This window comes from Arthrobacter sp. 01N444, from assembly GCF_056399305.1.
The window spans coordinates 52,836-67,455 of sequence record NZ_JBFTRB010000008.1; the positions used below are offsets into that span (position 1 = coordinate 52,836).

The window sequence follows — 14,620 nt, forward strand, 5'->3', positions numbered from 1 at the left end:
TGTGGTGCCTGGGGCTGACCGTTACGGACCGTTAAATCAGGAACCGAGGTAGTCGCTCAGCCGCTCCGCCGCGGAAGGAACGGTGAACCCGGTCGCCTTGATTTTGTCCAGGTTGAGGGCGCTGTTCAGCGGCCGCGGCGAGACGGCCTTGCCCTTGAAGTACGCCTCGGTGCTCACACCGGTCACGGCCTCCCGCGGCTTGCCGGAGAGCTCGTAGACGTCCGCGGCGATGTCCGCCCAGGACTGTTGCTCGCCGTCGTTGCTGAGGTTGTAGACGCCGTATTCGGCGCCCGATTCCAGCAGGTGCCGGATGCCGGCGGCGATGTCTTCGGTGAAGCTCAGCCGCCCGATCTGGTCATCAACCACCGACGGTTCGATGCCGCGCTCGGCCAGCGAGGCCATGGTGCGGACAAAGTTGTTGCCCTCACCGATCACCCAGCTGGTGCGCACAAGGTAGTGCCGGGGCACCACACTGACGACGGCGTCGCCCGCGGCTTTGGTCTGGCCGTAGACGCCCAGCGGCGCCACCGGCTCCGATTCGTCGTGCGTGGCGCGCGTGCCGTCGAAGACATAGTCCGAGGACACGTGCACCAGGGTGAGGTCGTGTTCGACGGCGGTGCGGGCCAGCCGCGCCACGGCCGTGACGTTGACTGCCCAGGCGGCCGCGCGGCCCTCGGCCGACTCGGCGGCATCCACGGCGGTGTAGGCCGCGGCGTTGATGATCGTGGAGTAGTTCTTCCAGTTCCGTCCGGCGAAGGCGTCCTCGCTGCCGAGGTCAAAATCGTCCCGACCGGCAAACTCAACGGACGGGTCTCCGTCGTACTGCCGGCGCAGCGCCTTGCCGAGCTGGCCGTTGGCGCCGACCACGAGGACCTTCTTCGGCGGCATCGGCGTGACGTCCGCCAGGCGCGGGTGCGCCTTGTCCTTGTCCGAAAGCTCGGCCTGGCCCAGCGGCACCGGCCAGCTGATGGCCGCGGTCTCGTCGGCGAGGTTCAGGAACGTGTACTGGCCCTGGGCGTCGGCGGACCAGTGGTCGTTGACGAGGTACGTGTAGGCGGTGTTGTCCTCCAGCGTCTGGAAGGCGTTCCCCACCCCGCGGGGAATGAAGATGGCCTGGCTGGGGTCCATCTCGGCGGTGAACACGGCGCCGAAGGTCGGGCCTTCGCGCAGGTCCACCCAGGCGCCGAAAATCCTGCCGGTGGCCACGGAGATGAACTTGTCCCACGGCTCGGCATGGATGCCGCGCGTGGTGCCGGCGGATTCGTTGAACGAGATGTTGTTCTGCACCGGACGGAAGTCGGGCAGGCCAAGCGCCACCATCTTTTCCCGCTGCCAGTTCTCCTTGAACCAGCCCCGGTTGTCACCGTGGACCGGAAGGTCGTAGAGGACGACGCCGGGAATCGGGGTTTCGTGCGCTGTGAGCTTCTTCGAGAACTCGATCGACATTATCTACTGGCCCTGTTCCTTGTACTTGGCTTCGGTGGTGGCCTTCTGCGGCCGCCACCAGTCCTCGTTGTTCCGGTACCAGGCGATGGTGTCTTCGATGCCGGCCTCGAAGTTGGAGAACTGCGGCTCCCAGCCGAGTTCCTCGCGCAGCTTGGAGGAGTCAATGGCGTACCGCATGTCGTGGCCGGGCCGGTCCACCACATGCTCGTATGCGTCCGGTGCCTGGCCCATGTGCTTGAGGATCAGTTCGACGACGTCCTTGTTGTTCTTCTCGCCGTCGGCGCCGATCAGGTAGGTCTCCCCGATCCGGCCCTTGGCGATAATCGCCAGGACAGCGGACGAGTGGTCATTGGCGTGGATCCAGTCGCGGACGTTCTCGCCCTTGCCGTACAGCTTGGGACGGATGCCGTCGATCACGTTGGTGATCTGGCGCGGGATGAACTTCTCCACGTGCTGGTACGGGCCGTAGTTGTTCGAGCAGTTGCTGATGGTCGCCTGCAGGCCGAAGGACCGCACCCAGGCGCGGACCAGCAGGTCCGAGCCCGCCTTGGTGGAGGAATACGGGCTGGAGGGGTTGTAGGGCGTGCTCTCGGTGAACCGCTCCGGGTCGTCGAGCTCGAGGTCGCCGTAGACCTCGTCGGTGGAGATGTGGTGGAAGCGCTTGTTGTGCTTCCGCGCGGCCTCGATCAGGGTGTAGGTCCCGATGATGTTGGTGTCCAGGAACGGGCGCGGATCGTGCAGAGAGTTGTCGTTGTGGGATTCCGCGGCGTAGTGGACCACCACATCGGCCCCGGCAACCAGGCGCTCAACCACAGCGGCGTCGCAGATGTCGCCCTGCACCAGCGTGAAGCGGTCTGCAGGCAGGCCCGCCAGCGACTCCACATTGCCCGCGTAGGTGAGCTTGTCGAGGACCGTGACGTGGTGGTCGGTGTTCTCCAGTACGTAGTGGACGAAATTGGAGCCGATGAATCCGGCGCCGCCGGTGACGAGGAGTTTCTGCATTAGGCCAGCTTACCGAAAGGCCGTCGCCGGCTCAGACCCGCCGGCGGATCCTCCGAAGGGCTTCGACCATAAGCCGGACCAGCATCACGCGGGCCGCGACGATCTTGGGCAGTGACCGCAGGCCGGCAGGCGTCTGGTTCGATTCGTGGATCCGGCGGTAAATGGTCGACTCGTCAAGGTGGGTTATCGATCCGGCGACATTGCCGCAGATGGCCAGCCAGAGATCGTGTGATTCCCGAACGTAAGCGGGAATCGGGGTGAAGTAGCGGTCAGCCTCCCGGCGGAAGGCCATGCCGCAGCCGTAGTACGCCCGGTACCCGATCAGGATGGCGAACAAGTTTGCCACGTGCCGCCGCGAGTCCGCGGACTTCAGCCGCGGAATCCAGGGCCGGTTTCCGCCGCCCAGCATGTCGAAATTGCTGGCGACCACCATAGAACCGGACAAGGCAGCGAGCATCAGCTCCAGCCGGCCCGGAATCCAGACATCGTCCTGGTCTGACAGGAACACGTACTCGCCCCGGCTCAGCCGGATCGCTTCCTCGAAGCTGCGCACGTACCCCCGGTTGACAGGCGAGCGGACGAGCCTGATCCGCGGATCAACGATCCCCTCCACGATTGCGGCAGTCTCGTCGGGGGACGCATCATCGACCACGACGAGCTCGTCGTCGGGACCCAACTCGGCGAGGATGGACGCTATCTGCTCCCCGACAAAGGCCGCACCCTTGTAGGTGGCCATGCACACGCTGGCCCTGATCTTCGGCACATCGGGGCCATTCTCGTCGTTCATGCGAACCACTCTAGGCGACTCCCGGGCCAGGGGCCGGTGCGGGGCAATCGCGTATCATCGTTAGGTCAAGCCCCCCAGCACGAGGACCGTACCGCATGAGACCCGTTCTGTTCAGGCTTGCAGGCTTCACCCTGTTGCCCCTGCTGGCGCTGGTCCTGCCGTTCCTGCTCCTCCCGGTCGTTTCGCGCGTCGTGGGGGCCGCCGGCTGGTCCAGCATCACCTCCGGCCAGGCCATTGGCATCTTTGCGTCGACCATCATTCTCTGGAGCTGGAACATCTCCGGCCCGGTCGAGATTGCCCGTGCCGGCGCCTTCCCGCTGCGGGCGGCACTTTATTCCAGGAGCGTCCGTTCGCGGATCCTGCTCGCGGTCGTCGTGCTGCCCGTCATGAGCGTGATCGTCGCGCTCGTGGCCCGGGAGGGTTTCCGCCTCGATGCCATCACCATGGCCTGGGCCACGGCGCTGACCGGTTTCTCGCCCGCGTGGTACGGCATCGGCACCGGCCAGCCCCGGATCCTCGCCGTCTACGACACTCTCCCCCGCTTCTTCGCGGCCACCATCAGCGCCCCGGTCATCCTGCTCACCGGACAAGTCTGGACCTACGGGCTGGTCTCGCTCCTTACGACGCTCGTGGCTTTGATCGCATTCCACCGCCGGTTCGGCGAACCCCGGACCTGGCTGCCCCGGAGCCCGCGGAACGTCGTGCGGGAGATCGTGCCCACCGCGGGTACAGCCGGCATCAACTTCACGGGAAGCGCCTACGGCTCGTCCCCGGTTCCGATCGCCACCGCTACGGTGCCGTCGGCCGCTGCCACGGCCGGTTTCGCCTCGGCGGACGCTATCTACCGCCTGGGGCTCTTCACGATCGTGGCGCTCGGCAACACGTTCCAGGGCTGGACCCTGGAGCACGATGCCGCCGACCCGCGCCGCCGCCACTTCGCGGCCATGGCTGCCCACGCGGCCCTGGGGCTCGCGGGCGGGATCTTCCTCACACTGTTCGGCCCGTGGGTCTCCGGCGTGATGTTCGGCGAAGCTGTCCGCGCGGACACCCTGACCTGCCTGTTCTACGGGGTGTCCTTCTTCTTCATCTCCTCATCGACGCCCCTAATCCGGAATGTGCTGATCCCCGCCCAGCGCCAGAAGTCGGTGCTGATGTGGACCGCGGTTTCCGCCGTCGTCGGCGTGCTGCTCATGGTGGCGGCCGGGCTGGCGGCCAACGTCCCCGGCATCGCCCTGGGCATGGCAGTGAGCGAGGCCCTCCTGTTCCTGGGCCTGCTGCGCCCTTCCCTCCGGATCCTGCCAGCGGGCGCCCGCGGCCGGGGCCGGAAGGTAGGATCAGCAGCGTGATCGCCAGATGCCCGCGGCCGGTCGCCGCCGTCAACACCGCATTCCCCCGGGTGATCACGAATCCCGAGCCGGACGCCGCCCACTCCGTCAGCCGCCTCCGGGCCGTTGATATATTGGAGAACTATGAAAATTCTTGACTCGACCCGTGTGCTGGTCATAATGCCGGCGTGGAACGAAGCCGAGTCCGTGGGGAATACCGTCCGGGAAGTGCTCAGCGTCGGCCGGCCCTACGATGTCCTGGTGGTCAATGATGGCTCTGCGGATGCCACCGCGACGGTCGCGAAAAACGCTGGCGCCACCGTCCTGACGCTGCCGTTCAACCTGGGGGTCGGCGGTGCCATGAGGGCCGGTTTTAAGTACGCCCAGCGCCTCGGTTACCAGCGCGTGATCCAGGTGGACGCCGACGGACAGCACGATCCCCGCAATATCCACGAGGTCCTTGCAGGCCTGGAGCACGCGGACATCTCCATCGGTGCCCGCTTTGCCGACCGCGGCGACTATTCGGTCAGCGGACCCCGCAAGTGGGCCATGCAGCTCCTCGCCAAGGTCATCTCAGGACTGGCCAAGACCCGGCTCACGGATGTGACCAGCGGCTTCCGGGCCGCGAACGGGCGCGCCATCAACCAGTACCTGGACCACTACCCTGCGGAGTATCTGGGTGACACCATCGACTCCCTGGTGGTGGCGATCCGCTCCGGCTGCCGGGTGACCCAGGTCCCGGTGGAAATGCGCCCGCGCCAAGGCGGGACTCCCAGTCACAACCCCGTCAAGTCCGCCGTCTACCTCGGCCGGTCCGTCTTCGCCCTCATGTTCGCGCTGACCCGCAAGCGGTCCACCATTTCCGACCCCGCACTGGCCGCCAAAGGAGCCGTCTAATGGGCAACTGGCCCGCCTTTTTCCTTGCCCTGGCGATCGTAGGCGTCGTCTTCGAGATGCTGCGCCGAAAGAAGCTTCGCGAGAAATACGCAGCACTCTGGCTCTTCGTGGGCATCGGCACGCTGGTTCTGGCCGCGTTTCCGAGCCTGCTGACGATCGTGGCCGAACGCGTCGGCGTCCAGCTGCCGTCCAATCTGCTGTTCATCATCAGCATCCTGCTGCTGCTCGGTGTCTGCCTGCACTTGTCCTGGGAGCTGTCCGTGGTCGAGGACGAGACCCGCACCCTCGCGGAGGAAGTGGCCATACTCCGGACCATGGTCGAGGACATGTCCTCCCGGGACGGCGACGCTCCGGCGACGCCGACGACGAAGTAGGAGGCCCCGGTGGCACTGGACATCTTTATCCCCTATTGGGGCGACGTTAACTACATGAAACTGGCCGTGGACAGCGTCCTGGCCCAGACCAGCCCGGACTGGCGCCTGACGGTGGTTGACGACGCGTACCCGGGCGACGACGTCAGACGCTACGTCGAGGCCGCGGACGATCCCCGGATCACGTATATCCGCAAGGACAAGAACGAGGGCATCACCGAGAACTTCAGGACCTGCGTCTCGCTGGCCAGCCAGGACGTCCTGGTGGTCATGGGATGCGACGACCTTCTGCTGCCGAACTTCGTGGACGTCGTGCTGCGCGCCCACGCCGAATTCCCCGACGCCTGGATTATCCAGCCCGGCGTCCAGATCATCGACGAGGACGGCAAACCCTCCGTTCCCCTGGTGGACATCGTCAAGCAGCGGCTGGTCAAACCGCGCGGTACCGGGTCCCGGCTCGTGGGCGGCGAGCGGCTGGCGGTCAGCCTCCTGCACGGCGACTGGCTCTACTGGCCCTCCCTGGCCTTCCGCCGCGACCGCATCCGGGACTACGACTTCCGTGACGGTTTCCCCGTCATCCAGGATCTCGCCCTCATCATGGACATGGTGCTTGGCGGGGCCGAGCTGCTGATCGTCCCGGATATCTGCTTCGAATACCGCCGGCACACTCACAGCGCGTCGTCCGCGAAACTCGTCGACGGGTCCCGGTTCGTCGGTGAGCGCGACTTCTTCGACCTGGCCGCGGCGCTGTGCACGGCGAAGGGCTGGCGCAAGGCGGCCCGCGCCGCCAGGCTGCGGCTCACGTCCCGGGCACACGCACTCCTGATCCTCGCCGGCACGCTCCGGCAAAGTGCCTCCGGGACGCTCGGCATCCTCCTGCGGCATTCCTTCGGAAAGTGAGCGAACCCCACGTGAGCGGCGAGTCCCCCGTCCCTGCCACGGGCGTCACCGGCGTCGTCACCGCGTTCCGGCCGACGGCGGCCCTGATCGGCAACGTCGAATCGCTGCGGGAGCAGGTGGACGCCGTCGTGGTGGTTGACGACGGCGGCGGCCCCGGCTTCGAGCCGATCTTCGCCGCGCTGGCCGCGGCCGGCGCCGAAGTCGTGCGCCTCCCGGAGAACGCCGGCATCGGCGCCGCCTTAAACGCCGGCATCCGCACGGCACGCCGGCACGGCAACCCGGACTACATCCTGACCGTGGACCAGGACTCCCTGCTGCCCGCGGGTTATGTGCAGGCGCTGCGCCGTGCCGCCGCGGACGCCCGGGGCGCCGGCGTCGAGCCCGGCCTCATCTCCCCATCCAGGATCCACGGAAACCCGGTGCTGCGCGCCGGGACCCGGAACGGCGTCGCCCTGGGCCGGGAGCCGATCCAGTCGGGCCTCCTGATCCCGGCCGGCACGCTCGACGTCCTTGGCGGGTTCTGGGAAGAGCTCTTCATCGACCTGGTCGACACCGAGTACTACTACCGCGCACTCGCCGCGGGCCTGCCCACCGTCCTCGCGGCGGCGGAGTTCGACCACTCCCTGGGAACGATGGTGGAGGCCAAGGTGTTTGGCCGGCCCGTCCCGTCGGGCGGCCGCCCGCTGCAGGTGCGCACCGCCGCGACCTGGCGCTACTACTACATCTTCAGGAACCGCCTGGTCACGGGCCGCCGGTATGCGGTCCGGTATCCCGCCTGGGTGGCTGGCGGGATGTGGGGCGATCTGCGGCATCTGCTGATCGTGACCCTGTTGGCGCCCGGCCGCACCGCCCGGCTCGGCTCGGCACTCCGCGGCACGGCCGACGGCCTCCGCGGTCGCACCGGGCGCCGTCATTCGGCCTGACACCACCGGGCACGCGGGCCAGCAGGGCCTCACGGGTTTGGCCGAGTGCAGACCCGTAGGAGAGGATGTATACCATGCGCGGAATAATTCTTGCCGGCGGGACCGGCTCTCGTCTCCATCCCATCACCCACGGCATCAGCAAGCAGCTCGTCCCGGTATACGACAAGCCGATGATTTACTACCCACTGTCGACGCTGATCCTGGCCGGCATCCGGGACATCCTGATCATCACCACCCCGCATGACGCCGAGCAGTTCAAGCGCCTCCTCGGCGACGGTTCGCAGTTCGGCATCAACCTCAGCTACGTCCAGCAGGCCTCCCCCGACGGACTGGCCCAGGCCTTTATCCTCGGCGAAGAGCACATCGGCAACGAGACTGTTGCCCTGGTGCTGGGTGACAACATCTTCTACGGCCAGGGGATGGGAACCCAGCTGCGCAAGCATGAAGACATCGACGGCGGTGCTGTTTTCGGCTACTGGGTCAAGAACCCCAAGGCCTACGGTGTCGTGGAATTCGATGACGCCGGCCAGGCCGTCTCGCTGGAGGAAAAGCCGGAGCGGCCCAAGTCCCACTACGCCGTGCCCGGACTGTACTTCTACGACAACGACGTCGTCGGGATCGCCAAGGACCTGAAGCCCTCGCCCCGCGGCGAGCTGGAAATCACCGACGTCAACCGGACCTACCTCGAGATGGGCAAGCTCCGCGTCGAAATCCTGCCCCGCGGCACGGCCTGGCTGGACACCGGAACCTTCGATGACCTCAACGACGCGTCGAACTTCATCCGGACGGTCGAGAACCGGCAGGGCCTGAAGATCGGCGCCCCGGAGGAGATCGCCTGGCGCCAGGGCTTCCTGAACGACGATGAACTCCGCCAGCGCGCCGAGCCGCTGGTCAAGAGCGGGTACGGTGCCTACCTCCTCGGACTCCTGGAGCCGTAATCCTTCATGTGGATGTCTGTCTTACCGCAGGTCCTGATCGCCTGCGCTGTCCTGGTCCTGCCCGGGCTGATCATCTCCGTTGCCCTGCGATTCAGGGGATTCAGCGCCTTGGCGCTTGCCCCCGCACTGACCGTGGGTGTTGTGGTCATCACCTCCACGTTGGCCCCGTTCCTGAAGGTGCGGTTCGGGCTGCTCCCCGTGGCCGTGGTGGCGGTGGCTCTGTCCCTGCCCGGTTTGTGGGCGGCGCGGTTCCGTCCCTCCGGCCCGGCCGCAACCGGCCTGAATCCGTTGAGGGTGCCGGACGTCCGCGGCGACCTCGCGGCGCTGGCCGGAGCCGTCATCGCCGGCGGGCTCCTCGCCGTCCACACCGTCCATCTCATCGGCAGCCCTCAGGCCATTTCCCAGACGTATGACGCCGTCTTCCACCTGAATTCGGTCAGGTTTGCCCTGGATACCGGCCAGGCATCGTCGTTGACCCTGGGTGCGATGACCGGCGGCGGCGCCTACCCGGCCGGCTGGAACGCTGTAGCCACCCTCGTCGCCATGGCAACGGGCGCGAGCGTCCCGCTCGCCGTCAATATCACCACCATCGTCCTTGCGGCCGTGTTCTGGCCGTTGGGATGTCTTCTGTTGGCGCGGTCCGTGGTGGGGGGACGCCCGGCCGCGCTGGTCGCCGCAGGCATTGCGGCGGCGTCGCTGGGTGCCTTCCCGCTGCTCATGATGGACTTTGGGGTCCTGTATCCGAACCTGCTGGCCATTAGCGTGTTGCCCTCCAGCGTCGCCCTGGCGGCGGCGTGTGCCGGGTTGACGCCCGGACTTGTCCGCCGCGATCTCGCCTCGATACTTGCCCTGCTGCTGGCGCTCACCGGCCTGATCGTCGCCCATCCCACGACGTTCATGGCCTGGCTGACGTGGACACTGCCCATGGTGGTGACGCTGGTGTGGCGCTCAGCGGCTGCCCTTCGGCGGAAGCAGGCCCGCGCCCGCTCGTACGTCTTGAGGCTGGCGTTGCCGGTCGCCGGGTACGCCGTCGCGTTCGACCTGCTGTGGACCAATCTGCGCCCGCCCTTGGAGGCTTCGTTCTGGGGCCCTTACCAGAGCATTCCGAAGGCCATCGGCGAAGCCGTCACCATCTCCCCCGATGGCCTGGCACTGGCCTGGCTCGTGGCCCCGCTGGTATTCCTCGGCCTCTGGGCGTGCTTCCAGGACCGCTGGCAGCGCGTGTGGATCGCCGCCGTCTTCGCCTTGTTCACCTATCTGTTCGTTGTGGTCTCCGGCTTCACCAGGTCGGAAACCCGGGACTTCCTCACCGGCGTCTGGTACAACGACAGCTACCGGATTGCCGCCTTGCTGCCGCTGGTTGCGGTCCTGCTGGTCGCCGTCGGCATTGACTGGGCAGGGCGCCGCATCCTGACGGTGCGCGGCCGGTCCAAGGCCCTCGCGGTGGCCCTTGACGGCTCTCCGCGCTGGGGGCGCGCCGGAACCGCGGCCTACCGGAGCGTAGGCATCGCCGCCGTCGTGCTGGCCGCCATCGCCCTGGGACAGCAGGGCGGCCTGGAGCTGGAGGTTGAGCAGGGCTCGAGGAACTACAGGCTCGCCGCCGATTCGCCGCTGGTCTCCACCGACGAGCTCCAGCTCATGAAGCGCCTGCCCCAGACTGTCCCCGAAAATGCCCTGCTGATCGATAATCCCTACACCGGTGCGGCGCTGTCCTACGCGCTGGGCGAGCGGAAGTCGGCCCAGCTGCATGTCATGAGCTACGTCTCTCCGGATGTGAAGCGGATCTACGATTCGATGGGCAACGTGACGACGGACGCCAGCGTCTGCCAGGCAGTCCGCGCGGCGAATGCCTACTACATCCTGGACTTCGGCCCGGTCGAAGTCCACGGCGGAGACCACACTCCCGCCGGGCTGCGGAATCTCGCAGCGAACCCCGGCGTGCAGCTCATTGACAGCCAGGGCGAGGCGAAGCTCTACAAGGTCACGGCCTGCGGGAACTGAACCCGGCGTGCTGCAGGCTGCGGGGCAGGTTCCGCAGCCTGCAGCGGCACCTTGCCCGCAGCCTGCCCGCAGGCTGCGCCGGTCCCTGGCCCGCGGGGCAGGCTCCAGGGGCACCTCCGCGGCCGCTGCCTAGAAACTGAGTTGCCGGGCCAGTGCCGGTGCCAGCGTCTTGGCAAAGGTGTTGGTCATGTGGTTGTCCCGGTACACGAGCACGTTGCCGATCACGGCCGGGCAGATCCCCTGCCGGCAAAAATAGGCGGACATATCCAGAACCTCGACGCCGGGCACGCGTGCTCCGGCCAGCTGCAGGGGGTCTGCGGCGGTGCCGGCGTCGGATGCGCTGAACTGGCACGCGGGCGAGCCTGGTCCATTGGCCTGGACGCAGTCCGGTGCCGAAAATTCCGGATACGGCGTGTCGGGCACGACGGCCACGCGGATCCCGGCTTCCCGGAGCGGCTTCAGGAGCTGGACATAGCCGTTGACGAGTTCTTCCGGGCTGGCCCACGTCCAGTTGAGGGCTTCGCGGTAGCCGGCCGGCGCCATTCCCGATACCACCACCAACTGTGGACGCAGCGTCAGGATGCGCTGCAATGTGGCCTTGTTCTGTTCCGAGCAACTGCGGTACACCGTGGTGCCATTGGCCGCCGGCGCTGCCGTGAAGGGGCATCCGTTCCGGACCATGGCCTGTACCTTCCAGCCCCCGTCTGCGCCGGCAATCACGAGCGGATCCACGTACTGCGCGGCGTGTGAGTCCCCGACGACGACCACCGTCTGGGTGGCCTCCGGCGCGCCGAAAACGCATTGGTCAACCCCGGTGACGGCCGGGTTGAACTTCCCGCACGTCTCCGTCCAGGTCAGTGGCACATCCTTCATGGCGACGGCGGGATCGGGCCGGACGGGCACGCCGTCGGGGACGGCGGCGGGCCGGACGGGATCAAATGCCGTGGCGCCGGGATAGTCGCGCAGGTTCATGGCCGCGTTCAGCTGCTGCGACTTGGCTTCCACGACGCCCCACGGCACCGCCGCTGCCACCGTCGACGCCACGATCAGTCCTGCTGCCAGGACGAAGGCATTCCGGCGCAGCAATCCCCACCGTCCGGGCGTCGATCCTTGGGCGGCTGGGCTTCCGTGCCGGAACTTCTGCTCGACGAGGTGGTAGGAGGCGACCGCCAGGGCCAGGCTGATGGCCACCATGGCGGTTCCCTGGATGACGCCCGGAGCCCGCCCGAGGTGGAAGACGTAGATCACGACGACGGGCCAATGCCACAGGTAGAGGGAATATGAGAGATCGCCGATGTAGGTCACTGGCCGCAGGCTGAGGACCCGGCTTGCCGAGTAACCGGCAGGGCTGCCCGGAGTGGCCGGCAGGGCCGCCGGTGAACCGGCGGTGAGCAGCAGCAATGTCCCCGCGACGGGCAGGAGGGCGATGCTGCCCGGGAAGTCCATCGCAACGGAGAGTGCCATCGCGGAATAGACGATCACGCCCAGGCCGATCCAGCCCGAAAGCCAGGCCCGCACCGGGCCCAGGCGCAATTTGGGAATCAGCAGGGCGCCGATGCCCCCGGCGCCCAGCTCCCAGATCCGCGTGGTGGTCGCAAAGTAGGCCATGTCGTGCTGGGAGGACGAGAAGGCGACGCTGTGGACGAACGACGCCAGTGACACCACCGCCAGGATCCATAAGGAGACGGTTTCGATCCGGAGGCGCCGTTTCACGGTGACGGCCACTCCCGCCAGCAGGATGACGGGAATGATCAGGTAGAACTGCTCTTCCACGGCCAGGGACCAGAAGTGCTGCACCGGGGACACCAGGGCGGTCGCCGCGGCGTAACTGTCCACGCTGAAGGCCTGGTTCCAGTTCTGCACTTGCAGGGCGGACATGATGACGTCCAGGGAAATGGATTGCCAGCGGTTCTGCGGCAGCAGGACCACGGCGCCCAGCATGGTCGCCAGCAGAACCGTGGTGGCAGCCGGCAGCAGGCGCCTGATCCGTTTCGCGTAGAAGGTAGAGAGCCGGATGTGTCCGGTACGCGCCAGTTCCTGGACGAGCGATCCCACGATCAGGAAGCCGGAGATGACGAAAAAGACGTCGACCCCGACAAAACCGCCGGGGAGAATGCCGGGCCAGACGTGATAGATGATCACCATGCCCACGGCCAGGGTGCGCAGCCCCTGGATGTCCAGTCGCCGGCCGTTCCTTCCCGCCCTGGAAGTGCCCGTGTTGCTGGCGGCCCTGGCCCGCTCGGGGGAGCCCTGGGGCTGGGTCAGGACAGCCGCCGACGGCACAGAGGTCACAGTTCTCTTTCGGTTTTCAAACAACGTCATCGGTATTTTGCGCTGTGTGCGCTTGCCTGGAACCTGTTGGGACCATGTCCAGTGGACATGGTCCCAACAGATGCGCTGCCGTTACCGGCTGCGGCACTGCCTAGGCCCGGAGGCGGGCAACGGCCTCATGAATAGGTCCGTCGAATAATACGTTGCCATGCTCGAGATAGACACCCCGGGAACAGATCCGCGACACCAGGTCAAGGTCGTGGCTGACAACCACCAGAGTCTTGCCCTGCTGGGCCAGTTCCTGAATCTTGGCTATGCACTTGCGCTGGAACGGCTCATCTCCGACGGCGAGGATTTCGTCGATCAGGAAGACCTCGGGGTCGGTGTGGACTGCCACGGAAAACGCCAGGCGCAGGTACATGCCGGACGAATAGAACTTGACTTCCGTGTCGATGAATTCGCCGATCTCGGAGAATTCGATGATCGCGTCGAAGCGTTCGTTGATTTGCTTTTCTGTCATCCCCAGGATCGCTCCATTGAGGTAAACGTTGTCGCGGCCGGACAGGTCAGGATGGAAACCCGCCCCGACCTCGATCAGCCCGGCCACGCGGCCGCGTGTATAGACACTGCCGGAATCCGGGAGCATCACGCCGGAGATGTGCTTGAGCAGCGTGGACTTGCCGGAGCCGTTGAGGCCGAGCAGCGCCACGGTCTCCCCCGTTTCCACCATCAGGGAGACGTCCTTCAGGGCGTGGAACTTCTTGGAAAGATCCCCCTTGCGGCCCTTCACGAGCCAGACAACCGCCTCTTTGATGGAACGCGTGTGGCGGAGCACGAACTCCTTGCTGACATTGGAAACTTCAATCGCGTTTGCCATCTAGAGCTCCTGGGCAAAGCGGCCTTCAAGCCGCCGGAAAGTTAGCTGTCCCAGTGCCAGGACCACCAGCGAAATGATCATGCCGACCGGCAGCCACAGGCTGAACAGGTTCGGCGGCATCGCGGCAGAACCGTCAGTTGTGGGGTACCAGAAGGCATAGTGGAACAACTCGACGCCGACCGTGATGGGGTTTGCCTGGTAGAGGGCGAAAAGCCCGGGTCCCAGCTTTGATTCCACCATGGTCCAGGAGTACATGACGGGCGATGCCCAGGTCGCCACCATCAGGAGCATGTCAACGAGGTTTTCCGAATCACGGAAATACACGTTGGCGGCCCCGAACAACAGCCCGAGCCCGGTGGCCAGGAAGCCCACAATGGCGAATCCGCCTACCGCCGCCAGGAGCTGGAACGCGTCCGGGTGCCACCCGGCGACGACGCATCCGATTACCAGGACAACGAGTTGGGGGAAGAAATGCACGGCCGATACCCAGACCGACGCCACCGGAAACAGTTCCCGGGGAAGATAGATCTTCTTAATCAGGTTGCCGTTGTTCACGATCGATCGCGCGGAGTTCCCGAGGGCTTCGGAGAAGAAGTTGATCAGCACGATTCCGGAGAAGAGATACACGGCATAGTTCGAGAGGCCGTCCGGGTTCCGTGCACTGCGTTCCAGGCCCAGGAAGACGCCCAGTGCCACATAGAACACGAGAAACTGCACAGCGGGCTTCACATAGGACCAAAGGAGACCCAGAACGGAGCCGCGGTAGCGGACTTTCAGTTCCTTGCGGACCAGCAGTTTCAGCAGAAAACTGGACTGGCGAAGATCCCGAAATCCACCACCGAGACCCGGGCGGGTCAATTCCCCGGAAATCGTGGTTGTCAC

The 14,620-nt window shown here is 66.2% G+C and carries 13 protein-coding genes; 7 read left to right on the forward strand and 6 right to left on the reverse strand.

Features of this window, described 5'->3' with window-relative positions; all coding sequences use genetic code 11:
• Window positions 1-36: 36 nt before the first annotated feature.
• The 3 genes from AC1DKN_RS11460 to AC1DKN_RS11470 are packed head-to-tail and all read right to left on the reverse strand — an operon-like array spanning window position 37 to window position 3,235.
• On the reverse strand, window positions 37-1,446 hold the full coding sequence (locus tag AC1DKN_RS11460; RefSeq protein WP_476871313.1) for a sugar nucleotide-binding protein: 1,410 nt from the start codon (window positions 1,444-1,446) through the stop codon (window positions 37-39).
• 3 nt (window positions 1,447-1,449) lie between these two features.
• Complete coding sequence (rfbB, locus tag AC1DKN_RS11465) at window positions 1,450-2,448, reverse strand: dTDP-glucose 4,6-dehydratase (RefSeq protein ID WP_476871314.1); 999 nt, start codon at window positions 2,446-2,448, stop codon at window positions 1,450-1,452.
• A 31-nt stretch (window positions 2,449-2,479) separates the two neighbouring features.
• Window positions 2,480-3,235, reverse strand: coding sequence for a glycosyltransferase (locus AC1DKN_RS11470; RefSeq protein WP_476871315.1), 756 nt, complete (start codon window positions 3,233-3,235; stop codon window positions 2,480-2,482).
• Between the two features lie 95 nt (window positions 3,236-3,330).
• On the opposite strand from AC1DKN_RS11470, the gene AC1DKN_RS11475 reads away from it, so the two are divergent.
• The 7 genes from AC1DKN_RS11475 (at window position 3,331) to AC1DKN_RS11505 (ending at window position 10,590) form a co-directional block, all read left to right on the forward strand.
• Complete coding sequence (locus AC1DKN_RS11475) at window positions 3,331-4,581, forward strand: polysaccharide biosynthesis protein (protein WP_476871316.1); 1,251 nt, start codon at window positions 3,331-3,333, stop codon at window positions 4,579-4,581.
• Window positions 4,582-4,704: 123 nt separating this feature from the next.
• A complete protein-coding gene (locus tag AC1DKN_RS11480) occupies window positions 4,705-5,457 on the forward strand; it encodes a glycosyltransferase family 2 protein (protein WP_476871317.1) in 753 nt (250 codons plus the stop codon).
• A complete protein-coding gene (locus AC1DKN_RS11485; protein WP_043435190.1) occupies window positions 5,457-5,831 on the forward strand; it encodes a DUF2304 domain-containing protein in 375 nt (124 codons plus the stop codon). The genes AC1DKN_RS11480 and AC1DKN_RS11485 overlap by 1 nt, the downstream gene beginning before the upstream one ends.
• 9 nt (window positions 5,832-5,840) lie before the next feature.
• Entirely contained in the window at window positions 5,841-6,728 is an 888-nt protein-coding gene (locus AC1DKN_RS11490) for a glycosyltransferase (protein ID WP_476871318.1), read from the forward strand.
• Window positions 6,725-7,651, forward strand: a complete 927-nt coding sequence (locus AC1DKN_RS11495) for a glycosyltransferase (RefSeq protein WP_476871319.1) — start codon at window positions 6,725-6,727, stop codon at window positions 7,649-7,651. The genes AC1DKN_RS11490 and AC1DKN_RS11495 overlap by 4 nt, the downstream gene beginning before the upstream one ends.
• A 74-nt stretch (window positions 7,652-7,725) precedes the next feature.
• Complete coding sequence (gene rfbA, locus AC1DKN_RS11500; RefSeq protein ID WP_476871320.1) at window positions 7,726-8,589, forward strand: glucose-1-phosphate thymidylyltransferase RfbA; 864 nt, start codon at window positions 7,726-7,728, stop codon at window positions 8,587-8,589.
• Between the two features lie 12 nt (window positions 8,590-8,601).
• A complete protein-coding gene (locus AC1DKN_RS11505) occupies window positions 8,602-10,590 on the forward strand; it encodes a DUF6541 family protein (protein WP_476871321.1) in 1,989 nt (662 codons plus the stop codon).
• Between the two features lie 129 nt (window positions 10,591-10,719).
• Here AC1DKN_RS11505 and AC1DKN_RS11510 read toward each other — a convergent pair whose 3' ends face one another.
• From AC1DKN_RS11510 to AC1DKN_RS11520, 3 genes are all read right to left on the reverse strand, one after another.
• Window positions 10,720-12,882, reverse strand: a complete 2,163-nt coding sequence (locus tag AC1DKN_RS11510) for an acyltransferase family protein (RefSeq protein ID WP_476871322.1) — start codon at window positions 12,880-12,882, stop codon at window positions 10,720-10,722.
• A 130-nt stretch (window positions 12,883-13,012) separates the two neighbouring features.
• Entirely contained in the window at window positions 13,013-13,738 is a 726-nt protein-coding gene (locus AC1DKN_RS11515; protein WP_243181203.1) for an ABC transporter ATP-binding protein, read from the reverse strand.
• Window positions 13,739-14,620: an ABC transporter permease gene (locus AC1DKN_RS11520; protein WP_476848794.1), complete on the reverse strand. Its 882-nt coding sequence runs from the start codon at window positions 14,618-14,620 to the stop codon at window positions 13,739-13,741.